Origin of the sequence: Listeria costaricensis (genome assembly GCF_900183385.1) — a bacterium.
GTDB lineage: Bacteria > Bacillota > Bacilli > Lactobacillales > Listeriaceae > Listeria > Listeria costaricensis.
Window position 1 is genome coordinate 109,655 of the sequence record NZ_FXUT01000008.1, and the last position, 23,758, is coordinate 133,412.

Below are 23,758 nucleotides of genomic sequence, written 5' to 3' on the forward strand. Positions count from 1 at the left end.
AATTGAACAAAGATAAGATTGTCATTCAAGGGGCAAGAGCCCATAACTTAAAAAATATCGATGTGGAGATTCCGCGCGACAAGCTGGTCGTCATGACCGGGCTTTCCGGTTCCGGGAAATCTTCCTTGGCGTTTGATACGATTTATGCGGAAGGTCAACGCCGCTATGTGGAATCTTTGTCCGCCTACGCGCGTCAGTTTCTAGGTCAGATGGACAAGCCGGACGTGGACCTGATCGAAGGCCTAAGTCCGGCCATTTCGATCGACCAAAAGACCACCAGCCGTAATCCGCGGTCAACGGTCGGAACGGTGACGGAAATCCATGACTATCTGCGGCTTCTCTATGCACGTGTGGGCCACCCGATCTGCCCAAATCACGGCATTGAAATCAGCTCCCAAACAATCGAGCAAATGGTCGACCGTGTGCAGGAATTTCCTGAAAAGACACGGCTGCAAGTTCTGGCTCCCGTCGTTTCAGGTAAAAAAGGCACCCATAAAAAAACACTGGAAGAAATCAAAAAAGAAGGCTACGTGCGCGTTCGCATTGACGGTGAAGTCTATGATGTAACGGACGAAATCACGTTAGAAAAAAATAAAAAGCACTCCATCGAAATTATTATTGACCGGATCGTCCTAAAAGAAGGCGTCCACTCTCGTCTATATGATTCGCTGGAAGCCGCACTGAAACTAGCTGATGGCTATGCCGTTGTGGATATTATCGGTGAAAAAGAACTGCTTTTCAGTGAGCATTACGCTTGCCCTTATTGCGGTTTTTCTGTTGGTGAGTTGGAACCGCGGATGTTCTCTTTCAACAGTCCGTTTGGCGCCTGCCCAACCTGTGACGGCTTAGGAACCAAATTGGAAGTAGATGTCGATACTGTCCTTCCAGACCGGTCACTAAGTTTGAATGAAGGTGTGATTGTGCCTTGGCGTCCAATCAGTTCGCAGTATTACCCGCAAATGCTGGCAGCGGCATGTGCAGAATTCGGCATTGATATGGATACACCTTTTGAAAAATTGCCGAAAGACCATCAAGAGCTGATTCTAAATGGTTCTGGAGACAAGGAATTTTTCTTTAAGTATCAAAATGACTTCGGAATGACTCGCGAAACATGGATTCCGTTTGAAGGCATCCTGCCAAATGTCGAACGGCGCTACCGGGAAACGAATTCCGACTTTACACGCGAACAAATGTCACAATATATGACGGATCTGCCATGTCCCACCTGTCATGGCTATCGTCTTAAAGAAGAGGCTCTAGCAGTCAAAGTGGGCGACCGGCATCTTGGTGAAATCAGCCAACTGTCGATCGACCAAGGCTTGACGTTTTTTGAGACACTTGACTTATCGGATAAGGAAAAACAAATTGCGGCCCCAATTTTAAAAGAAGTCAAAAGTAGACTGGGCTTCCTTAAAAATGTCGGCCTGAATTATTTAACCCTTAGTCGAGCGGCTGGTACACTTTCCGGTGGGGAAGCACAGCGGATCAGGCTGGCCACACAGATCGGCTCTCGTCTGACCGGCGTCCTGTATATTCTGGATGAACCATCAATCGGTCTGCACCAGCGCGATAATGACCGCCTTGTCGAGACGATGCAAAGTATGCGCGACATTGGCAACACGCTAATCGTTGTCGAACATGATGAAGATACGATGCTGGCAGCGGATTATCTGATTGATATCGGACCTGGCGCCGGCGAGCATGGTGGCCGAGTCATTGCGGCTGGCACACCGGAAGAAGTGGCGAAGAATAAACAGTCGATTACTGGTCAATATTTGTCAGGGGATAAATTTATTTCTGTTCCGACCGAGCGCCGCAAAGGAAACGGCAATAAGCTGCAAATCATTGGGGCTAAAGCCAATAACCTCAAAAATGTGTCAGTGGATGTGCCGCTTGGAACCTTTACATGTGTGACCGGTGTATCTGGCTCTGGGAAGAGCTCGCTTGTGAATGAGGTTCTTCGGAAGACACTCTCCCGCAAGCTGAACCGGGCGAATGCCAAGCCGGGCGAGCATAAAGAAATCAAAGGAATCGAACATCTGGAAAAAGTGATCGATATTGACCAATCACCGATCGGCCGCACCCCGCGTTCCAATCCGGCCACCTATACGGGTGCTTTTGATGACATTCGCGATTTGTTTGCCAGTACCAATGATGCCAAAGTACGTGGCTATAAAAAAGGCCGTTTCAGCTTCAATGTGAAGGGCGGTCGCTGTGAAGCCTGCAAAGGGGACGGCATCATCAAAATCGAAATGCACTTTTTGCCGGATGTATATGTACCATGCGAAGTCTGCAACGGACAACGCTATAATAGTGAAACACTTGATATTCGCTATAAAGGGAAGAACATTGCCGAAATATTGGAAATGACAGTGGAAGAAGGCTTGGAATTCTTTAAAAACCAGCCGAAGATTGCGCGCAAACTGCAAACGATTGTGGATGTGGGTCTTGGTTATATCCGTCTCGGTCAGCCGGCGACTACTTTGTCTGGTGGAGAAGCACAGCGGGTCAAACTTGCTTCCGAATTGCATAAACGCAGCAATGGCAAGTCATTCTATATTTTAGATGAGCCGACAACTGGCCTTCATGCGGATGATATCAGTCGTTTGCTGAAAGTATTGCAGCGTCTAGTTGATGAAAATGGCGATACTGTCCTTGTGATTGAACATAATCTGGATGTGATCAAGCAAGCAGATCATATTATTGATCTAGGGCCAGAAGGTGGCGATGGCGGCGGACAGATTGTGGCAACTGGCACACCTGAAAAAGTAGCCGCATCGAAAAAATCCTATACCGGCTATTATTTAAAACCAATTTTGGAACGAGATAAAAAACGAACCAAAGCAAAAGTGAAGCAAGCGGAAAAATAAATTCGTGCCCGCTCACTGCCAATAACTAATAGTAGCAAGCCTTCAAATGAACTGTTTTCATACATGCTCATTTGAAGGCTTTTTAGAGTGTCTGAAAAATTTCGCCAAAAGTCTAAAGGAAGAATGGGACTCTGGTTGTATGACAGAAGCAAGTTTCTGCTGCATAATAGAAACATAGAAAGTTATCCTTTAAAGCTGACGTGATTCTTTCTTAAGGAGGTAGTTGAGATGCCCCGCCCCGCAAACGTATTTTAGAACAACTGCAAATGGTGTGATCTCACCAGAAGAAGCGTGGCACTTTCTTGAAAGCAACACTGTCTCGTTAAGACGAAAATCAATGAACACATGGCCAACACGATTTTTAAGACGGTTTGACAAGCACTATCAGCCAAACGCTTACTTATTTTTTGTTTAATGAAATCAAGATCTTTAGGAGGGAATTGAAAGATGGAAAATGAACGCAAACGTATTTTAGAACTTGTAAAGCAAGGTATTATCTCGACAGAAGAAGCATTGACATTGCTTGAAAATATTTCAAAAAAAGAAGGAAAGACGGCTGCTTCTGAAAATATTCGCAGAGCACAGCCGGAACAACGCCCTGAACCAGAAGAACAACCAGAACAATCTTTTGACTACAGTCACGGTTGGAATTCACAAGGGAACCCGTATAAAGGCGCCCCGAAACAGGCGAAACGTCCGAAGAAAGAATATCGTCAAGCAGAAAATGATTATCGCGCTCATGACCGGCAGGAACGTCCGCAAAGAGACGAACAAGCACAGGAAAAACGCGATGAATCAATGAAAAACATGATGAACGACTTATCGCAGGCGGGCGAAAAAATCGGTTCATTCCTAAGCAGTGCTTTCAATCAAGTGAAAGATATGCCGTTCCCGTTCCTAACTTCTACAAAATTAGAACGCGACTTTGTCTATCATGATACAACTTTATCAATTCTAGAATTTGAAGTGGCCAACGGAAATATCGAGTTCAAGCCTTCTGATAATGATGATTTAACCGTCCATGCGATGATTAAACTATTTAAAGAATATCCAGAAGAAGAAGCAATGAAAGTATTTTTTGATAAAACCACTTTGCGTGTCGATGAAGAAACATTGCGTTTTGAATCGAAATCTAAACAAATCGTTACCAATCTGACTGTCTACTTGCCGCGCCGCGAATATGACTATGTTTCCGTTAAACTGCTGAACGGGAACTTCCATATTGATGAACTTACTGGCCGCGATTTGTTTGCTAAAACAACAAACGGTAATATCAGTGTGGGCACCTTGCAGGCGACGCTTGCTGAAATCGAGTCGATCAATGGCAATCTCCGCGTACAAAATGGGAATGTCCGGGATATCTCCTTGAAGACATTCAATGGCAATGTGGCTGCGAAAGGTTACTACTATTCGACGAACATGATCACGAAGAATGGCAATGTCAACTATCAGCAATTGGGCGAAGAAGCTGCCTTTGTAAAAGCAAGAACAGGTGCTGGAAATGTTGAGATTGTGGTGCCGAAAGAATTAGGGCTGGAAGGACGCCTCAATACCAACCTTGGCAAGCTGTTCCTTGATGTGAAAGAAGCAGAAGTCCTTGATTCCAAAACAGAATCGGTCAGCAAGTCGATGATTTTTACGAAGCTCCCAGTAGGATCAGCGGCTTCCCTGAAAATTGAAGGGGAAACAACAACTGGCAGTGTGAAAATTCGCGAGGCAAAATAAACCTAAGCTGGGAAGCGGCTTATAAACGACCGCTTCCCAGTATCAATAAATCATGAAGGAAAGGAAGCTGGAACATGGACAAAAAACTGAAAAGATCCCGTATCGATCGCAAAATCGGCGGTGTGTTCGGAGGAATTTCCGAATATACAGGGATTGACGCGACGCTTCTCCGTTTGATTTTTATTGTGGTGGCGATTATCACCATGAAAACGGGTATTGCAGTGATCGCCTACATTATTGCCCTGTTTGTGATTCCTTCTGACAATACAAGTACGGAAGAAGTCATTGAACACCATCGCCGTCGTGTAGAAGAAAAACGCTACAATGCTAATGAGCGTCGTAGAGAGCATTATGAACGTGCACAACAGCGTCGCAGAGAGCATATGGATAGAGTGCAACGTCATAATAAAGCACACCATGAACGTCATATGGAACGCGTCGATCGCAGCCGTGAGCATGTGGGTAGACAGCAGGGGATGGCAAGTGCCAGACCGAATGAAACATCACGGACACGTCCAGTTCGGGAATTTGATTTTGAAGCGACCACTTTCCAAAATCTGACTTTGCGGATTGCGACAGGGAATGTGACACTTCGCAGCTGGGAAAAAGAAGATGTGAAAATGCGTGTCGTTTTGGCTGTACATGAAAAAGCGCGTTCGATTCGCCAGTTGAATGAAGAACAGCTTTGGGACTACTTTTTTGCCCAAACGATGCTTGATATTAGTACCGATAGATTTGTTTTTGAGTCGAAAAAAGATATTTTGAAGACAGATATTGTGTTGACTTTACCAAAACGTCTGTTTGAACAAGTGAAAATTCAACTCCTGAACGGGAATTTGAAATATGATGATATTGCGGTTGAAGATGCCATTGTGAAATTACGTCATGGTGATGTCCGTTCAAAAGGTGCAAGTGGGAAATTTCTCAGCACTGAGGTGGCAGATGGCGAAATTTACTTTCAGAAAAGCAGTGTCGAAAATGTCGATATGACAACAGCGAAAGGCGATGTGGTCTTGGAAGGAAACTATCTGACTGCTGCTGCCAAGTCGCAAAATGGCGATGTGGAATTTCTTCTCCAAAATGACAGCGCCACTTCAGTCGATCTAGCCGCACCGCATGGCGATATTAAAATTGCTTTGCCGGCCAGCTGGAATGTGGATGGAACCCTTCATACAAAACGTGAAAAAATCATGTTTGACCTTAAAAATGCTAAAATTTGGGACGATACAGAACGGACACTTGTATTTACACAAAATGCCGAAGAAATCAGCACGGGTACTTTGCAGGCGAAAGTAGAAAACGGCATTATCAAAGTGGTTGAAGTCGAAAGCGAAAAACGATAAGATAGGAGGAGTAAAAATGAAAAAGTTACGGAAATCAAGTAACCAAAAAATGCTAGCTGGTGTATGTGGCGGTGTAGCAGAATATTTGGGGATCGATGTAACGATTGTTCGTATCGTTTGGGCAATTTTTGGACTGTTTGCTTTTACTGGCGTTGTTTTATACATCGTTGCAGCGCTCATTATGCCAAAGGATACGGAAGCGAACTGGAGTGATTTTTAAAAAATGCGGTGGTTAGTCGGAGTACTTATTAATGCAGTCTTGTTTGTAGCTTTGTCGGGATTCTTTTCCAGCTTCCATGTTGACGGGTTTATGACAGCACTGCTTGCCAGCTTTATACTGGCAGTCTTGAATATGTTGATTCGGCCGATTCTGCTGATTTTAACATTGCCGATCAATATTTTCACGCTCGGGTTGTTCACTTTTGTCGTCAATGCCCTCATGCTTGAGCTCACTACGTATTTTATGGGCAGCTCATTTGTGATTGATGGATTTGGAACAGCGTTGATTCTAGCAGCCTTAATGGCTTTTGCAAATATGATCATCAACTCAGTACTCTGGGACAATCGAAAATAAAGAAGTTGAATGTGACGGAACGTTCCGCGCATTCAACTTTTTTTATGGCTAAGAAAGAACTGTTCGTCCAGCGGCTTAAATGGTAAAATGGTGATAGCAGTTAAAAACAACCCGTAATGGAGGGAATACTTGCATGACGAAATCAGTAACAGTGAAGGATTTACAGGAGAGGCTTAATTTGGAAGTGGTTTGTGCTGATGAAGGATTGAGTCGTCCTATTTTAACAAGTGACTTATCGAGACCGGGGCTTGAGCTTACAGGCTTCTTCTCTTACTATCCGGAAGATCGGATTCAGCTTTTTGGAATGACGGAAATTTCTTTTTCGGAAGGAATGGAGGCGGCGGAGCGTTTGAAGCGTTACCGGCAGATGTGTACGAGCAGAACGCCGGCTTTTGTCGTGTCGCGCAATCTTGAGACGCCAAAAGAGCTTCTTCAGGCAGCCAGTGAGGCGGGTATTCCGGTTCTTCGCTCTCGGATGAAGACGACGCGGCTTTCTGTTTACATTACGAATTTTCTTGAAAGCAAGCTGGCGCCTGTTATTTCCATGCATGGTGTTCTGGTGGATATTTATGGACTGGGTGTGCTCATCACTGGTGGCAGCGGTGTTGGGAAAAGTGAGACGGCACTTGAGCTTGTGAAGCGTGGACATCGGTTGGTGGCAGACGACAATGTGGAGATTCGGCAGGAGGATGAGCTTTCATTGATTGGTTCCTCGCCGGCGATTATTGAACATCTGCTTGAGATTCGTGGCTTGGGGATCATCAATGTGATGACGCTGTTCGGTGCGGGTGCAGTGCGGTCCAGTAAGAAAATTACACTGGTTGTCCATTTGGAAAATTGGGATCCGGAAAAACATTATGATCGTGTTGGACTGGATGAAGAAAAGACACGGATTTTTGATATGGATGTGCCGAAAATTACCGTGCCGGTTCGACCAGGGCGAAATTTGGCAGTTATTATTGAAGTGGCGGCGATGAATTTCCGCTTGAAGAATATGGGATATAATGCGGCGGAACGGTTTACACAGGACTTGAACAACCTGATTAGCGACAACAGCATGAATGATTGAGTAGTAGGGAAGCTTGTTTGAAAGGAGAAAATCCGGATTTTTTAAACAAGCTTCTTTTCTTTTTATTGTAAAAATGGTAAAATCATATCTATTAGAAGGAATACAATTGAAGAAAGTAGGAGAATCATGGGAAATTCAATTCAGCCGCTCGATCCGGTGGCTTTTCAAATTGGTGGTATTGAGGTTCGCTGGTATGGGGTTATTATTGCATGTGCGGTCATTGTGGCACTTCTTTTAGCGCTCTGGGAGGCAAAAAAACGCGGCATCGACAGTGAGCTGTTTGTAGATCTCCTGATTTGGGCGATTCCAATTTCAATCATTTGCGCGCGCATCTACTATGTGATATTTGAATGGGGTTATTACAAGGATAATTTATCGGAAATTGTGAAGATCTGGCATGGTGGTATTGCGATTTATGGGGCCTTGATCGGCGCTGTTGGGACGGCCATTATTTTTTCGCGAATCAAGAAGGTTTCATTCTGGCAGCTGGCGGATATTGCGGCGCCTAGTTTGATCATTGCACAGGCGATCGGTCGCTGGGGCAACTTTATGAATCAAGAGGCTCACGGGGCTGCGACGACACGGACTTTTCTTGAAAATCTGCACTTGCCGGACTTTATCATTAATCAAATGTACATAGATGGTACTTACTATCAGCCGACGTTTCTCTATGAAAGTGTTTGGAATGTGATCGGCTTTATCGTTCTTCTGATCATTCGCCGTGTGGTGAAACTGCGTCGTGGCGAGCTTTTCCTGAGTTATGTGATCTGGTATGCTTTTGGTCGCTTCTTTATCGAAGGGATGCGGACGGACAGTCTGATGTGGGGGGATATCCGCGTGTCACAATTATTGTCGCTCGTTTTGATCGCTGGTTCGATTGGCATCATCATTTATCGGCGTGTGAAGATGAATCCACCATATTATATGGAAGATAAATTCGGACCGGTGCCGCAGAAAAAATAACTGACTGTTTCAGAAAGGACGAAATCATGACAAAAAAATGGACGACATTGCTTTTTGATTTAGATGGGACGCTGATCAATACGAATGAATTGATTATTGCTACTTTTGAAGCGACATTCAAAGAATTTTTACCGGATCAGGTTTTTTCGCGGGAAGATATTCTGCCGTTTATTGGCCCGCCGATTACGGAGTCTTTTGCCAGTGTGCTGCCTGACCGGGTGGATGAAATGGTGGATTTCTACAGGTCGTTTAATAGGGCCCATCATGACGAGTTGGTACTGGAATATGACGGTGTTTATGAAGGGATTCGTGCCCTTTATGAGGAGGATTTCAAGCTGGGCGTCGTCTCAACGAAGGGCTATGATGTGATTGTTCATGGCTTGAAGGTGACAGGGCTGGACAAGTTCTTCCAAGTGGTGATCGGGCTGGATCAGGTTCAACAGGCGAAACCAGATCCTGAAGGCATTAATATGGCGCTTTCTCTTCTGAATGCAGCACCGGAAGAAGCGATCATGGTCGGTGATAATTATCATGATATTCTGGCAGGGCAAAATGCAGGGACTGCGACGGCCGGCGTGGCTTGGGCGATCAAGGGTGCGGATTATTTGAACGAGTACCATCCCGACTATATGCTTCATAAAATGGGCGACCTGCTGGAAATTGTCCGGCAATCGGAGGACTAAGCGGATGAGGCGGCTCGAATATTTTGCCCCTAAAAAAGAACAGGAAAATCCGTTATTTCACATTTATCAAACAGTGTCGTTTTGGCGGACGTTGAAAAATACACTGGTCATCGAGTTTTGCCGCTTTTTTCCGTTTATGGCGGGGAAAAACTGGCTGTATCGCAAATGTCTCGGGATGGAAATTGGGGCTAAAACGGCTTTTGCATTCAAGGTGACGCCCGATTTATTGTTTCCAGAAAAGATTCACGTTGGCGAGAATACAGTGATTGGCTACCACACAACGATTTTGACGCATGAATATTTACCGCATGAGTATCGGGTCGGCGAGGTGCTGATTGGCAGTGAAGTGCTGATCGGTGCGAATGTGACAATCCTTGCGGGGGTATCGATTGGCGATGGGGCTGTGATTGCGGCAGGAGCAGTTGTTTCAAAGAGTGTTCCGGCGGGCGCTTTTGCAGTCGGCAACCCGCTTCAAATTAAAGAACGTAGTAAATAAAGACTCGGAAGTATTGGCAAATGGGCATGTTTTTCGACCGCTGGGTGGAAGGGATGCGCTGCTGCTTGCGGGTCTTTTTTTGATGGGGGATTGACGCACTTTTAAACTGTGATATACTCATACCAGAAGAAAGAACGGAGGGAGAAAATGAAGAAAGATAAATCAGATACGGCTAAAGTAATCCACTTTCTCCCCAATGGGCATTTTTATTTTGAACGCGGGATCACGGCGTTTCGCGAAGAACGAATGAAAGAGGCGATCCATTATTTAAAACGGGCCAGTGAGCTGGAACCGGGAGAGCCGATCATTTTGTGCCAGCTGGCGATCTGCTATACGGAGATCGGGCAATTTCATAAGTCCAATCAGCTGTTGCGCAAAATTTTAGAGGCGCTCGATCCGAAAATGAATTATTGCTACTATTTTATCGCAAATAATTTTGCCTATTTGAAAGATTTTCGCCGTGCCATGCAGTACGCGGGCCGCTATCTGGACCTTGAGCCGGAGGGTGAGTACCAGGACGAGGCGGAGGATTTGATGAATGTGCTGCTGGAAGAAATGCCAATCGGTGAATCGGCCGAAAATAAATTTCAAAAATTTGAACAAGAATTTTATGATTATAAAAAAGAATTAAATCAGTATCTGGCGGAAGAGGATAATGTGTCGGCCTGCAAAATCCTTGAAAAAGTGATCGATGAGAAGCCGCATTTTTGGCCGGCTTACAATCAGCTGGCGGCGCTCTATTTTGAACAGTTCAAGGAAGCTGAGGCGCTCAAGACGCTTAATCTGCTGCTGGACCGGTCGCCGGGCAACTTGCTGGGGTTGGCCGATCTGTTTACTTATTACTATTTCAAAGGGGACAAGGAGCAGGCGGGAGCGCTTTATTCGCAGCTGGAAGCCGTCGTGCCCATCCTGATTCACCACCGCGAAAAACTGGCGATCATTCATGCCATGGTGGGAAATTATAAGGCGGCATGGGCGCTTTTCATCGACGTGGAGGATTTGGAAGTCAGTGAACGGCCTAAATTTTATTATTATCGGGCTAAAACGGCATTCTATTTGGAGCGGTTTGAAGAAGCCGAAATGATGTGGGAGCACTTTTTGGCGCTGGATGTTTATGAACGGGAGGCCTTTCCGTGGCAGAGTCAGGCGGAGTTTGCAGATGACGCGGAGGTCGTGTTGGAGCTACTCCATGCAGAGGAGCCGGACTTGCATTTGCTGGGCGTCTATGCGCTTTCCGTTTCGGCGGCGCGGGCAGAAATCATGCTGTTCCATCCGCTTTTCGATATGAGCCAGTGGAGCTATGTGGAGCACCTGATTATGACGGAATTTGAATATTTGCCAGACCTTTATGAGCAAAATTGTGCCCGGCTGGTCGACATTTGGACGCTGTATCGGGCGCAGGGCATTCGGCTGAACCGGTCGAATCTGGCGGCTTTTCGAGCAATGGTCAGCTGGTTTAGTGGCGCGGAGCAAGATTATACAGCGCGTGATTTGCGGGAGCTTGCGGCCGCGTGTTATGTTTATTTTTTCCAAAAGACAACTGAAGAAGCGGCGCGGATACTGGAAGTTGATGCGCACGACATTCTGCCATTTCAATCTTGAGCAGATCAATAGACGTTTCACACGTTTCGTATTAAGCTTGGGATACATGAAAAGGTAGACGAGGAGGACAGGGACATGACGAGTGAAGAAAAAATTTATGATGTGATTATCATCGGAGCGGGTCCTGCTGGTATGACGGCAGCGCTTTACACTTCGCGTGCCGATTTAGATACATTAATGATTGAACGAGGCGTTCCAGGAGGGCAAATGGTCAACACGGCGGAGGTTGAAAACTATCCGGGTTTTGACAGCATTTTAGGTCCTGACCTATCAGATAAAATGTTGAGCGGTGCCAAGCAGTTTGGCGCAGAATATGCCTATGGAGATATCAAAGGCATTGAGGACGGCAAGGAATTCAAAACGGTTCATGCCGGTTCTAAAAGCTATAAAGCGCGTGCTATCATCCTTGCAACAGGGGCTGAGCATAAAAAACTGGGCGCGCCGGGAGAAGAAGAACTTAGCGGTCGCGGAGTCTCCTACTGTGCAGTTTGTGATGGGGCTTTCTTTAAAAATCGCGAACTGATCGTTGTTGGCGGCGGAGATTCGGCTGTTGAAGAAGGAACGTATTTGACGCGTTATGCAAGCAAAGTGACGATCGTCCATCGCCGTGACAAATTGCGTGCACAGCAAATTTTGCAGGATCGTGCCTTTAAGAATGAGAAGGTCGACTTTATCTGGGATGCCGGCGTGGAAGAAATCGTGGGTGACGGGAATAAAGTGACGGGCGTGCGTCTTGTGAACAGAAAAACGGGTGAGAAGCAGGAAGTAGCGGCAGACGGCGTGTTCATCTATGTGGGACTTGTACCGCTCACAGGTGCTTTCCGCGATTTGGGTATTACGAATGAAGAGGGCTACATTATCACTGACGAAGAAATGCGTACAAGTATTCCCGGTATTTTTGCAGCAGGCGATGCGCGTGTGAAATCTTTGCGTCAAATTGTGACAGCAACAGGTGACGGCGGTCTCGCTGGTCAAAATGCACAGAAATATGTGGAAGAATTAAAAGAAGAACTTGCTGGGCTTGAAGTGAATAAGTAAAATAGCAGGTTTGCAAATATATACCATGGTTTAGAATGAAATAGAAAAAGAGCCATGCGCGAACATGACTCCTTACAGTAGTACCGTTTCAAAGACGGTGACTATAGGTTTTTAATAATCATCTTTCCTACTCGTCAAAGTGTAAAGATGATTATTTTTTTTGCTTGTAATCAGAGTCGAGTATTAGCACAGCCAATGTCAGAGAGGCGATCATTAAGGTCAGCGCTTCAAACACAGACAAAGTCTAACTTCTTTCGGGGAGGTCAACTACACATGCAAGCATAGGCATCACCCCCGATACTAGGGATTTAGCCACCATCTCGTCCACTATACGGCTGTTTTTAAATTATAGCATCCAATGGAAAAGGTGTTAGAGGGGCTATTTATCAGGAAAAATTGAAAGTTTAAAAATGTTCATGTAGCTGGAAATATGGATGGGTTTTGTTAGATGAAAATTTGATTTAGTGGGGAATAAATTTTTTTAGGATGGGAAAAATTCAGGCTCGATTGGATGGGTATTTGAAAAGAAGAAGCTGAAATGAAGCAAAATCCATTTTGGGAAATGGGTCTCTAATGCTTGATTTTAGCTTCTCTTATTTTGAGTGATATGATGAAGCGCCCTTTTTATTTTTGCTATTAGGCGTCAGTAGGAAATTTCATTCTGGCAGACTTTCGAGCTTCAGTGAGCAGTTCCATCACTGTCAGACTGTGGGCAAGGGCTGCTTTGGCGGCTGTGAAATCCTGCTGATCAATGATTTTGGCAAAGGCGACAAATTCATCATACATGCGGTGCGGCTCTGTGCGCAGATCAATCGTGCTGCTTTCGCCGGAAATGCGATCTGTCCAGGTCACACTCGGCACCGTGTTTGCGGGTCCATTTACCTCAAGTGTGCCGTTTTCAGCTTGAATGGTGACACTAGACGTGGCTGCACAGTCCTTTGCCCCGATCAGAACGGCTTTGAACGCCCCGTAGTCGAGCGACAAAATCCCAGATGTATCAATGCCCTGAGCCAGATTGGCCGCATAGTCGAGCCGCTTCGGACGACCAAACAGCCCGACCAGAAAGTGCAGATTGTAGCTGTTCAAGTCCATCAGTGCACCGCCAGACTTGGCCGGGTCAAAAGCCGGCAGAATTGTCCCTGCCTTGAAAGCATCATAGCGCGAGGAATATTGGGAATAATTGGCCTGAATAATCTTGACCGGGCCGATTTTGGGCAGCTGTTCCCGAATCGCTTGGTAGTTTGGCGAATATTGGTTGGTGATCGCCTCGAGTAGCAGCAGATGACCTGCCTCCGCGACGGCTGCCAGTTCCTCCAGCTCAGCCAGGTTACTCGTGAAAGGCTTTTCGCAAATGACATGCTTGCCAGCCAGAAGTGCCTGCTTGGCGAATGAAAAGTGGAGATGATTCGGAAGCGCAATGTAAACCGTGTCGATCGTCTGCTCCGCCAGAAAGGCCTCCCAATCAGTAAATACTGCTGCAAGCCCGAATTTATTCTGCAATTCGGCCAAATGTTCCCCGGCAGATGGACGGCCATAGATTGCGGCTAATTGAATCTCCGGAATTTTCTCCAAAACAGGCAGCACGTCTTGCACGATCATGCCGTGCCCGATAATACCTAGCCTCATTTTAGTGACACTCCTTTATACCCGTTTCGAGCATCTGCATTTGCAGCAAAGTTTCTTCATCGCGAACAATTTTGGCAGCACCATGGCGAATCATTTCATAGAGACCATCATAAATGCGCCCGTAATCGCCTTTTTCAGAGGGGACTTTTTCCTCGTGATAGAGCCCATTTTCATCCAAATAGGTCAGTGTGCCGTAATGTTCCGGCAGATCAAGACCGAAATCAGGATGCCCTTCCGGCAGATAAAATAATTTCAGATGTTCTTCCTGCCGATCTTTGGTTTCTTTCACAAACATGCCGTTTTTTCCGTAAACGACAAAGCTTGGCCGCGGTTTGATCCGGTAGTAGCTGGAATTGACGGAGATTTTCAAACGGTCGTAAAAAAGATCCAAATCGAAGTAGTCATTCAGTCGACCGCTTCCAAGCAACTGCCGAACCTCGTAGTGAACGGAATCTGGTTTGCCGAAGTAGCTGATGACCTGATCGAGTGTATGGCAGCCGTGACCGTATAAAAAGCTGGCATAGGGATCAAAGTGATGTGTATTTTCGGGGACCTCTGGACGGAAATAGTCATAGTGCATTTCGACCTCTAGCAGATCACCTAGTTTGCCACTTTCGATCACTTTTTGAACCGTCAGAAAATCGGAATCGAAACGGCGGTTCTGATAGCACTGGACGATCAGCCCTTTTTGCTTGGCATAGCTGAAAATGTCCTCCGCCTGTGCAGCTGTCAGCATGAATGGCTTTTCAACCAGCACATGTTTGTCATGGTCGAGCGCCCGTTTCGCATATTCATAATGGGAATCTTGCAGGGTTGTAATCACGATCAGTTCGATTTCCGTATCATTCAGTAATTCATTCAGATCCGTTGTATAATGAATATGATCCGGCTTTTGCCACGAATCATGGTCAGGGTTTCTGCGATAGATGGTTTTTACTTGCAAATTTTCACGTTGCAGAACGAAAGGCAAATGATAGCGATTGGTGCTTTTTCCATTGCCGATGTAGCCGATTTTTAACATAACATTCACTCCATTTCTAACTGTTGCTTTCATTATAACGGGAGCGGGATGGAAAAACTATTGTGGACGTTGGTGTTAGGGGATTTAGGTAAAAAAGTTCATTTTCATGCTGAAATAGAATGATAAAAGTGGAAAAAAAGTTCAGAAAGAGGTTGTGAAAATGCTGTTTAACGACTTATTTAGGCTAAAAAAAGCGACAGATGCCGATAAAAATATTATGGAATATCTCGAAAAAAATCCCGAAAGCATTGAAAAATTAACGATTCAAGAGCTTGCCGCGCGCACATACAGTTCCAATGCAAGCGTTGTTCGATTCGCTCGCAAGCTGGGATTTGGTGGTTTCAGGGAGCTGAAAGTGCAACTGATCAAACTTGTCGAGCAAAACAACTATGCGCTGTCAGAGATCAACCCCGATGTGCCATTTCGGTATGATACATCCATTAAAAAAATCAGCCGAGATATGATGCAGTTGACAAATCAGACGCTGCTGGAAAGTTATCAGTCTTTAGACGAGGCGGCATTGTTCACTGCGACAAAACGGCTTTATGAGGCTGACCGGATTTTTATATATGCAGCAGGAGATTCGCAGATTCGGGCGCAAAGTTTTCAAAATAAGCTTTGGAAAATCAATAAGTATCCCATCCTGGCCACAAGCCGCAGCGAATGGGCGGTCAACACGACTAATATCACCAGCCGTGACTGCGCACTTTTTATCAGCTATACAACAAAGTCCAATCAGGATTTAAAAGCGGCCCAGTATTTGCAGCAGGAGCATGTTCCGCAAATTCTGATTACTTCTCATACGGATACAGAGCTAGCGGGATTGATGGATGTTCTTTTGAAAATTCCGCGTTTGGAGAGTGATGAACAGGAAAAAATCGCGACATTCTCTTCCCAAATGGCGATTGAATATACATTAAATGTCCTGTTTTCAACAATTTATCAGATTGATTATGAGGCGAATCGGGCGCATCAATTGAAGCGGGAAGATTTATCTTAATTTAAAAATACGTCGGATGGAGAGTGCTGCTTCATTCGATTTTTTTATACCAATAAAATTTTAGTAAAACTATTGATAAAATTTACTAAATGTATTATGATAAGGGCAAGAAAAAGCGAAGGAGGAAGATTTATGCAAATAGAACAGCTGACGGAACGATTTGAACAAGTTTTTGATGTGACAAATGGAAAGCGCTTTTTTGCTCCGGGGCGTATTAATTTGATCGGGGAGCATACAGACTATAATGGCGGACATGTTTTTCCCTGTTCGATCACGATTGGGACATATGGCATTGCGAAAAAGCGGGAAGACGGGCGGATTCGTCTCTATTCTGAAAATTTTCCTGAAATCGGTATCATTGAGGCAAATATCGATGAGCTAGCTTACAGAAAAGAGCAGAATTGGGGCAACTATCCGATCGGCATGTTTCATTTTCTAAAGGAAGCCGGGCATGCTATATCGACTGGCTGTGACATTCTTTTTTACGGAAATATTCCCAATGGGGCGGGGCTTAGTTCTTCAGCGTCCATTGAAGTTTTGACTGGCGTTATTTTGGAACACCTGTATCAGCTTGAGACCACGCGACTGGAGCTGATTTTGACGGGGAAAAAGGTCGAGAATGAATTTATCGGTGTTGCTTCGGGGATTATGGATCAGTTTGCGATTGGAAAAGGGAAGAAGGATCAGGCCATCTTGCTTGATTGCAATACCTTGGCCTATGAAATGGTACCGGTCAAACTTGGCACGGCAAAAATTGTAATCATGAATACGAATAAGCGTCGCGAGCTGGCAGATTCTAAATATAATGAGCGACGGGCGGAGTGTGAGGCGGCGCTTTCTGAGCTGCAACAGTTTGTGGAAATTGAGGCGCTGGGAGAGCTTGATATGGCGACTTTTGAAAAATTTGCCGATCGGCTTTCGAGTGATACTTTGCGGAAACGGGCGAGACATGCGGTTTCAGAAAATGAGCGAACTTTGCAGGCCAAAGAGGCACTCACGGCGAATAATTTGACGGCATTTGGCGAACTTTTGAATGCTTCACACCGATCTTTGCGTGACGATTATGAGGTAACTGGTGTAGAATTAGATGTACTCGCAGAAACAGCTTGGCAGGCGGATGGCGTTTTAGGCGCAAGAATGACGGGAGCCGGATTTGGCGGTTGCGCGATTGCCATTGTAGAAGAAGAGAAAATCCCTGCTTTTATTGCACATGTTGGCGAGATTTATCAAAAACAAGTAGGCTATGCGGCTGATTTTTATATTGCGGAAATCAGTGACGGCGCCAAGAGCTTGGAGGAGGAATAAACATGACAGTTTTAGTATTAGGTGGAGCAGGCTATATTGGTTCCCACGCGGTGGATCGATTGGTGGAAAAAGGGTATCAGGTGGCGGTTGTTGATAATCTTCAAACGGGTCACAAGCAGGCGATTCATCCGGAAGCTGTTTTTTATAAGGGTGACATTCGCGACAAAGCTTTCTTGCGGTCGGTTTTTGAAAAAGAATCTGTAGAAGGTGTGATCCATTTTGCTGCCAATTCACTGGTGGGGGAATCGATGGAAAAGCCGCTCGACTATTTGAATAACAATATTCACGGAACACAAATCGCGCTGGAAGTGATGGAAGAGTTTGGCGTTAAAAATATCGTCTTCTCATCAAGTGCGGCGACATATGGTGAACCGGAAAGCGTGCCGATTACAGAGGACATGGCAACAAATCCAGAAAGCACCTATGGCGACACGAAACTGATCATGGAGAAAATGATGAAATGGTGCGATATTGCCTACCAAACGCGTTACGTATCGCTGCGCTATTTTAATGTGGCTGGCGCGAAAGAAGGCGGCGCAATCGGGGAAGATCATAACCCTGAGACGCATCTTGTGCCGATCATTTTGCAGGTAGCGCTTGGTGAGCGTGCGGAACTTTCAATCTATGGGGATGACTATCCGACTGCGGACGGGACATGTATTCGTGATTATGTGCATGTCAGTGACTTGGTGGATGCGCATATTTTGGCGCTTGAATATCTGAAAAACGGCGGCAAGAGCAACATTTTCAACTTGGGCAGTAATGCAGGTTACTCGGTGAAGGAAATGCTTGAAGCGGCTCGTGAAGTGACTGGAAAGGAAATTCCGGCAAAAGTGACGCCAAGGCGCGCGGGCGATCCAAGTACGCTGATTGCTTCTTCGGATAAAATCAAACGAGAGCTTGGCTGGTCGCCTAAATTTACAGACGTAAAAGAAATCATTGCTTCGGCGTGGGCTTGGCATTCTGGACACCCGAACGGTTATAAAGACAAGGAGAGAGCGGGAATGTCAGTCAGTCAGAAGGTAGCGGCATTTTTGGAAGCATCGATCAAAGACGGGTTGGACGTGCGAGATGCCATCTATACCCGCAATAAGCTGCTTTCGCTTCTTGGTGAGGATGAGTTTGAGGAGGCGGCTGCACCGGCGCAAGTGGATAAGCTGACGCTGCTCGATCAACTGGTTGAGCTTGGCGTGCAGAATGGCAGGTTGGCGGATTCACAGGCGGAACGGGAAATTTTTGCCTGCCAAATCATGGACCTTGTGACACCGCGGCCGTCAGAAGTGATGGATCGGTTTGGGGCGCTCTACGTGGAGGATCCCAAGGCGGCAACGGACTATTTTTATCAGCTGAGTCAGCAGAATGACTATATTAAAACGCGGGCAATCCGTAAAAATATTGTTTATCGTTCGGAGACGGATTATGGGGCGCTTGAGATCACGATCAATTTATCCAAGCCGGAAAAGGATCCGAAAGATATTGCCAGAATGCGGACGCAAAAGTCGAGCAACTATCCGCTTTGTCCGCTGTGTGTGGAAAATGAAGGTTACCGCGGCAGGCTGGATCATGCGGCGAGAACGAATCACCGGATCGTCCGGTTTCCGCTTCTTGGCGAGGAATGGGGGCTGCAATTTTCGCCATATGCTTATTACAGTGAGCATTGCATCTTTTTGGCGGAGGAGCACCGGCCGATGACGATTGAGCGATCGACATTTGCCAAATTGTTTGCGATTATCGAGCAGTTTCCACATTATTTTGTCGGTTCCAATGCGGATTTGCCGATTGTCGGCGGTTCAATCCTAGCACATGATCATTATCAAGGCGGGGCTCATTCGTTTGCAATGGCGGAAGCAGCTGCCAGATCGCACTTTACGATGGAGGCCTTTCCAGATGTCCATGCACAGATCGTTCAGTGGCCCATGTCAGTGATTCGACTGAGCGGGACGGAGAAAGAAGCGTTGATTGAGGCGGCCACTTATATTTTGGAAAAATGGCGTGCTTATTCAGATCCAGAGGCGGATATTTTGGCACATACGACGGAGCCGCATAATACGGTGACACCGATTGCCAGATGGCGCGATGAGCAGTTTGAGATTGATCTGGTTTTGCGAAATAACCGGACGAGTGAAGCCTTTCCTGATGGCATTTTCCATCCGCATCCAGATGTGCAGCACATCAAAAAAGAAAATATCGGGCTGATCGAGGTCATGGGGCTGGCCGTCCTGCCGGGTCGTTTAAAAGCCGAGCTGGAAGAGGTCTCAAAGTTTCTACTCGGAGAAGCGCATCAAATGGCACCCATGCACGTCGATTGGGCTGAAAAAATCAAGGCAGCCCATCCAAGGCTTACACGTGAGCAAGTGAAAACAGTTGTTCAGCAGGAGGTGGGCAAGATTTTCCTGCGGGTGCTGGAGGATGCGGGTGTTTATAAAGATACGCCATTCGGCCGGGCGCGATTTGAGCGATTTACTGAAACGCTTTAAAGAGGAGGAAGCAATCGATATGAAAATCGAACAGCAGACTTTTGGAACTTTTGAAGGGCAGGAGGTCATTCAGTATCATTTGACCAATCAGTCGGGGATGACGCTTTCTGCACTGAACTACGGGGCGGTCGTGACGGCCATTCGTGTGCCGGATCGAGAAGGCCATTTTAAAAATGTTGCACTGGGCTTTGACAAATTTGCCGACTATCCTGCTTTTTCGCCTTACTTTGGGGCGGCAGTCGGTCGAGTGGCTGGACGGATCGATGGGGCTTCTTTCAAGCTCAACGGGAAGAAGTATACGCTTTCTGCCAACGAAGGAATGAATCAACTGCATGGCGGCAAGGACAATTTCAGCAAAAAGATCTGGCAGGTGGAGACCGCACAGCAAGCAGATCAGGCGAGTCTGATTTTTACATATGTGAGTCCGGCCGGTGAGAACGGCTATCCGGGCAATCTGCACGCCTGCATCCGCTACACGCTGAATGAGCAGAATGAATGGCGGATCACCTATTCGGCAGATACGGATGCACCGACGCTTTATAATCCGACGAATCATATTTACTTCAATCTGACGGGGTCGCAGGAACGGTCGGTGGCTGGGCATGAATTGCAGCTCGACAGTTCGCGCTATGCGGTTTTGCGGCGGGATTCGATTCCAACAGGTGAGCTGCGGTCGGTTGGCGGGACGGTTTTTGATTTTCGTGAGGCGCGCGTCATTGCTGATGGGCTTGTGAGTGATGATCCGCAAATTCGGTTGATGGGCGGTTATGATCATCCGTTCGTGCTTGACCATTCATCAAGAGTGGTGGCCGTGCTTTATGAGCCGCTTTCGGGGCGGAAAGTGGAGATGGAGACGTCAGAGCCGGCTGTTGTCATTTACAGTGGCAATAAACTGGACGGCAGTTTTAGCATTGACGGCATACCTGCAGAAGCATACGGTGGGATTACACTTGAAACACAGCACTTGCCGGATGCGGTTCACCACGAAGCGTTTGAGAGTATCGAGCTGCGGCCGGGTCGACCATTTTCATCCACCACGGTCTTTCGTTTTACAACAGCTGAAAAATAAGAAAAAGCCACAGATTGCCTTCTCGATCGGCAAAATGTGGCTTTTGACATCATCATGGACAAAATTTGGATTAGACGAACCCGTATGAACCTGTTAAAATCAAAAGGGGGAAGTACGGCGTTTGTGGAGGTGACATTTTGGCAACGATTAAAGATATTGCGGAAAAAGCAGGTGTATCGATTGCGACGGTTTCGCGTGTACTAAATTACGATGAAACGCTTTCGGTTGGTGACGAGACGAAAAAACGGGTGTTTGAGGTCGCTGAGTCTCTGCACTATACGAAGCATAAGAAGAAGGTCCAAAAGAAGAATGCCAAACTTGCAATCGTGCAGTGGTATACGGAAAAAGAAGAATTGATGGATCTTTACTATCTGGCCATCCGACTGGGCGCTGAGAAAAAGGCGAGTGAGCTGGGTTACCAGATCGTGCGGGTTTTTCAGGACGGTAACGATGAACTTTTACATAGTGTGGAAGGAATTATTGCGATCGGCAAATTTAGCGAACAGCAAATGCATCGTCTGCTCAGCTTCAACAAGCCAATTTGCTTGACGGATCAGGATATGGGTTCGCAAAAAGTAGACTCGGTTGTGGTGGATATTCGGCAGGCCGTGCAGGAGGTGCTAGGATATTTTCTGCAAAAAGGACACCGGAAAATTGGTTTTCTTGGCGGCCGGGAAGATTTTTCGGATCATTCGGCGACCATTTGCGACGAGCGGTCGGCTGTTTTCAAGGAATACTTGTCGGCTAGAGGGCTGTTTGATGAAAAATACTGTTTTAGCGGCCAATTTGCCGTCGATTCCGGCTATAAACTGATGCAGCAAGCCATTACTCAACTAGCGGACGAACTGCCGACAGCCTTTTTTGCGGCCAATGATTCGATTGCAATCGGTGCGCTGCGTGCCCTTCAGGAGGCGCAAATCGCTGTACCAGAACGGGTGGCTGTGATCGGCTTTAATGATGTCAGTGTCGCCAAATATGTATATCCGCCGCTCAGCACGGTCAAAGTTTATACAGAATTGATGGGTGAAACGGCTGTCGAATCACTCACAGACCGCATTCAGACAGACCGGGAAGTCATGAAAAAAGTCATCATCGGCACAGAACTTATTTTAAGAAAAAGCTGTTAAAAGATCGAAATGGAAGGAGTCAGACTATGAACTGGCAAGAAGAATATCAAAAATGGATGGACAATGAAAAATTGGATGCGGAACTTCGCACACAATTAACCAATATCGCACAAGACGAAAAGCTGTTAGAAGACAGTTTCTATCAAAATATGGCATTTGGAACAGCCGGCATGCGTGGCGTGCTCGGAGCCGGAACCAACCGCATGAATATCTATACCATCCGCAAAGCAACGGACGGACTAGCACGCTATGTGGCTGAAAATGGGGAAGAGGCGAAAAAACGCGGCGTTGTGATTGCCTACGATCCACGGCACATGTCGCAGGAGTTTGCTTATGAAAGTGCAGCTGTTCTCGGCGCGCACGGCATTAAAAGCTACGTTTTTGAAGCGCTTCGTCCAACGCCGGAATTGTCGTTTGCGGTTCGCTATCTGAACTGCTTCAGCGGCATCATGATCACCGCCAGCCACAACCCGCCAGAATATAACGGCTACAAGGTATACGGCGAGGACGGCGGACAAATGCCTCCACAAGGCGCGGATGCTGTCACAAGCTATATCAATTCCATTCAAGACATTTTCAGCGTGAAAGTAGTCGACGTGGAAGAGCTAAAAACGACGGGCATGCTAGAAGTGATCAGCGACAAAGTGGATATTCCTTATTTGGAAAAACTGAAAGAAGTGACGGTCAATCAGGCGCTGGTTTCAGAGAAAGGCAAGGACCTGAAAATCGTCTTCACACCGCTGCACGGAACGGGAGGCGTCCTTGGCGTACCGGCGCTTGAAAATGCCGGCTTTACGAATATCATCAAAGTCGAGGAGCAGTTCGTCAATGATCCTGATTTTGGAACAGTCAAGTCGCCCAATCCTGAAAACCACGAAGCTTTCGAGCTGGCGATGCAATATGGAGAAAAATATGATGGCGACATTTTGGTAGGAACTGACCCGGATGCCGATCGTCTGGGCGTTGCAGTCCGGAAGAGCGATGGGGAATATCAAGTTTTCACCGGCAATCAAATCGGCGCATTGATTTTGAACTATCTACTTAAACAAAAGCAAAATCAGCAGGAGCTTCCGGCAAATGCAGCCGTCTTGAAATCCATCGTCACGAGCGACCTTGGTAAAGCAATCGCAGATCATTACGGTGTCCAAATGATCGAAGTGCTGACGGGCTTCAAATTTATCGCAGAACAAATCAAAAACTTTGAAGAAAGCGGCTCACATACATTTGAGTTCGGCTATGAAGAAAGCAATGGCTATATGGTCAAACCGTTCACGCGTGACAAAGATGCGATTCAAGCGGTGCTAGCGATTTCCGAAGTGGCACTGGACGCCAAACAGCGCGGCAAGAATCTGGCGGATGAGCTGGATGCTATTTTTGAACAGTTTGGTTACTATAAAGAGGATCTGGTTTCCCTAACGATGAGCGGAAAAGACGGTTCAGAAAAAATTGCGGCCATCATGACGACATTCCGCGACAGCCTGCCAACCGATATGGGCGGCGTGAAAGTGGCGCGCGTGGAAGACTATCTGCGCCGCGAAACAACCTTTGTCACAACAGGCGAAACGGCACCGATCGACCTGCCACGTGCCGACGTGCTAAAATTCTATCTGGAAGACGGCTCCTGGTTCTGCCTGCGTCCGTCTGGAACAGAACCAAAAATCAAATTCTATTTCAGTGTGAAGGCTGACACACCGGAAAGCAGTCTGGAAAAACTGGGCCGCATCCGTGATGATCTAGTCGCACGCGTAGAAAAATAAACCATTCGTCGAG

General features: G+C 46.5%; 19 protein-coding genes and 1 pseudogene. 18 read left to right on the plus strand and 2 right to left on the minus strand.

Annotated features, from left to right (window positions below; genetic code table 11):
- Window positions 1-2: 2 nt before the first annotated feature.
- From uvrA to trxB, 11 genes are all read left to right on the plus strand, one after another.
- Window positions 3-2,870 (plus strand): excinuclease ABC subunit UvrA, encoded by a 2,868-nt coding sequence (gene uvrA, locus CS921_RS07795; protein WP_099222653.1) that lies wholly within the window; start codon window positions 3-5, stop codon window positions 2,868-2,870.
- 447 nt (window positions 2,871-3,317) lie between these two features.
- On the plus strand, window positions 3,318-4,595 hold the full coding sequence (locus tag CS921_RS07800) for a DUF4097 family beta strand repeat-containing protein (RefSeq protein WP_099222654.1): 1,278 nt from the start codon (window positions 3,318-3,320) through the stop codon (window positions 4,593-4,595).
- A gap of 74 nt (window positions 4,596-4,669) precedes the next feature.
- Window positions 4,670-5,938: a DUF4097 family beta strand repeat-containing protein gene (locus tag CS921_RS07805; RefSeq protein ID WP_099222655.1), complete on the plus strand. Its 1,269-nt coding sequence runs from the start codon at window positions 4,670-4,672 to the stop codon at window positions 5,936-5,938.
- A gap of 16 nt (window positions 5,939-5,954) precedes the next feature.
- Window positions 5,955-6,158: a PspC domain-containing protein gene (locus tag CS921_RS07810; protein WP_099222656.1), complete on the plus strand. Its 204-nt coding sequence runs from the start codon at window positions 5,955-5,957 to the stop codon at window positions 6,156-6,158.
- Between the two features lie 3 nt (window positions 6,159-6,161).
- The gene (locus CS921_RS07815; protein ID WP_099222657.1) at window positions 6,162-6,512 is read left to right on the plus strand and encodes a phage holin family protein; all 351 of its coding nucleotides are present in this window, start codon (window positions 6,162-6,164) and stop codon (window positions 6,510-6,512) included.
- A gap of 133 nt (window positions 6,513-6,645) precedes the next feature.
- Complete coding sequence (gene hprK / locus CS921_RS07820; protein WP_099222658.1) at window positions 6,646-7,581, plus strand: HPr(Ser) kinase/phosphatase; 936 nt, start codon at window positions 6,646-6,648, stop codon at window positions 7,579-7,581.
- 126 nt (window positions 7,582-7,707) lie between these two features.
- Window positions 7,708-8,544, plus strand: coding sequence for a prolipoprotein diacylglyceryl transferase (lgt, locus tag CS921_RS07825; RefSeq protein WP_099222659.1), 837 nt, complete (start codon window positions 7,708-7,710; stop codon window positions 8,542-8,544).
- A gap of 26 nt (window positions 8,545-8,570) precedes the next feature.
- Window positions 8,571-9,227 (plus strand): pyrophosphatase PpaX, encoded by a 657-nt coding sequence (ppaX, locus tag CS921_RS07830; protein ID WP_099222660.1) that lies wholly within the window; start codon window positions 8,571-8,573, stop codon window positions 9,225-9,227.
- A gap of 4 nt (window positions 9,228-9,231) precedes the next feature.
- On the plus strand, window positions 9,232-9,723 hold the full coding sequence (locus CS921_RS07835; RefSeq protein ID WP_099222661.1) for an acyltransferase: 492 nt from the start codon (window positions 9,232-9,234) through the stop codon (window positions 9,721-9,723).
- 147 nt (window positions 9,724-9,870) lie between these two features.
- Window positions 9,871-11,325, plus strand: a complete 1,455-nt coding sequence (locus CS921_RS07840; RefSeq protein ID WP_099222662.1) for a tetratricopeptide repeat protein — start codon at window positions 9,871-9,873, stop codon at window positions 11,323-11,325.
- A gap of 75 nt (window positions 11,326-11,400) precedes the next feature.
- Entirely contained in the window at window positions 11,401-12,363 is a 963-nt protein-coding gene (gene trxB / locus CS921_RS07845; RefSeq protein ID WP_099222664.1) for a thioredoxin-disulfide reductase, read from the plus strand.
- 636 nt (window positions 12,364-12,999) lie between these two features.
- Here the strand turns inward: trxB and CS921_RS07850 are convergent.
- On the minus strand, window positions 13,000-13,989 hold the full coding sequence (locus tag CS921_RS07850) for a Gfo/Idh/MocA family protein (RefSeq protein ID WP_099222666.1): 990 nt from the start codon (window positions 13,987-13,989) through the stop codon (window positions 13,000-13,002).
- 1 nt (window position 13,990) lies between these two features.
- The gene (locus CS921_RS07855) at window positions 13,991-15,010 is read right to left on the minus strand and encodes a Gfo/Idh/MocA family oxidoreductase (RefSeq protein ID WP_099222668.1); all 1,020 of its coding nucleotides are present in this window, start codon (window positions 15,008-15,010) and stop codon (window positions 13,991-13,993) included.
- A gap of 160 nt (window positions 15,011-15,170) precedes the next feature.
- Here CS921_RS07855 and CS921_RS07860 point away from each other — a divergent pair, with 160 nt between their 5' ends.
- The 7 genes and pseudogenes from CS921_RS07860 to CS921_RS07890 all read left to right on the plus strand — a co-directional run bounded on the left by CS921_RS07860 (window position 15,171) and on the right by CS921_RS07890 (window position 23,745).
- A complete protein-coding gene (locus CS921_RS07860) occupies window positions 15,171-16,010 on the plus strand; it encodes a MurR/RpiR family transcriptional regulator (protein WP_099222669.1) in 840 nt (279 codons plus the stop codon).
- A gap of 132 nt (window positions 16,011-16,142) precedes the next feature.
- Entirely contained in the window at window positions 16,143-17,315 is a 1,173-nt protein-coding gene (locus tag CS921_RS07865) for a galactokinase (protein WP_099222670.1), read from the plus strand.
- Window positions 17,316-17,317: 2 nt separating this feature from the next.
- Window positions 17,318-18,298 (plus strand): annotated as a pseudogene (gene galE, locus CS921_RS07870) (UDP-glucose 4-epimerase GalE); the annotation flags it as partial.
- A gap of 21 nt (window positions 18,299-18,319) precedes the next feature.
- Window positions 18,320-19,792, plus strand: a complete 1,473-nt coding sequence (galT, locus tag CS921_RS07875; protein WP_099222833.1) for a UDP-glucose--hexose-1-phosphate uridylyltransferase — start codon at window positions 18,320-18,322, stop codon at window positions 19,790-19,792.
- Entirely contained in the window at window positions 19,731-20,861 is a 1,131-nt protein-coding gene (locus CS921_RS07880; RefSeq protein ID WP_240422324.1) for an aldose epimerase family protein, read from the plus strand. The genes galT and CS921_RS07880 overlap by 62 nt, the downstream gene beginning before the upstream one ends.
- A gap of 137 nt (window positions 20,862-20,998) precedes the next feature.
- Complete coding sequence (locus CS921_RS07885) at window positions 20,999-21,988, plus strand: LacI family DNA-binding transcriptional regulator (protein ID WP_099222672.1); 990 nt, start codon at window positions 20,999-21,001, stop codon at window positions 21,986-21,988.
- 26 nt (window positions 21,989-22,014) lie between these two features.
- The gene (locus CS921_RS07890; protein ID WP_099222673.1) at window positions 22,015-23,745 is read left to right on the plus strand and encodes a phospho-sugar mutase; all 1,731 of its coding nucleotides are present in this window, start codon (window positions 22,015-22,017) and stop codon (window positions 23,743-23,745) included.
- The last annotated feature ends 13 nt before the right edge of the window (window positions 23,746-23,758 follow it).